This is a genomic window from Tardiphaga robiniae (genome assembly GCF_013359755.1).
GTDB lineage: Bacteria > Pseudomonadota > Alphaproteobacteria > Rhizobiales > Xanthobacteraceae > Tardiphaga > Tardiphaga robiniae.
In genome coordinates, this window is record NZ_JABMCJ010000068.1 from 1 (window position 1) to 675 (window position 675).

The 675-nt window shown below is 55.9% G+C and carries 1 protein-coding gene; it reads right to left on the reverse strand.

What is annotated here, in order from left to right; translation table 11 throughout:
* Positions 1–663: phage tail tip protein J-related protein (locus HP556_RS03770; RefSeq protein ID WP_420878642.1), on the reverse strand; the 663-nt coding region annotated here is incomplete at its 3' end.
* Between the last annotated feature and the right edge of the window lie 12 nt (positions 664–675).

Sequence of the window (675 nt, forward strand, 5' to 3'; positions counted from 1 at the left end):
GGTCTGCTCAATTTTGACAGCCCACATGGCATTCCACTTATCACTGGCATCCTTCCACTCTTTCGAAAACTCCTCCAGTCTGCTGGCGTTATCCTCCGTCAGCTCGACTTTTTCCAGCAGCTCCTTGCCGAGATGGGATTCGGTTATCTTGCCTTTGAAAAAATCCAGGTAACCTTCCGCATCATCGCTCGCCCGACCGACGGCCTCCACGAATGCCGATTTGCCAACGGTGTTCACACTGCGGATATAAAAGTAATAATCATGGCCCGGTTTGATATTGATACTGGCGGCTATCCAGTACAGCGCCGTACCAAGATAACGCGTGCTGGTTTCAACCTGTCTGATATCCGCAATCTGCTTTTCCGAGAACCAGAACTCAAACTGTACCGTCGGGTCATAAACGGCAAGATGCGGCGTGGCGGTTATCTGAAAATAGCCCGGCGTCAGCTCAATCCTCGACGGTGCTGCCGGTGCGGCAATCCGGAACGATACCGACGCCGGATCGCCCTGCTGCCCCCACGCATTTACCGCCCGGACTGTCAGCCTGTAGTTCCCCAGCGCCAGTTGCGTGAAGCGGTATGTGGTTTCCGTCGTCCGGGCCGTGCTGACCAGCCGCTCACTGCCGTCGTCCGCTGTTACGGTCAGACGGAGCAGGAAACTCACGCCCTTCACCAC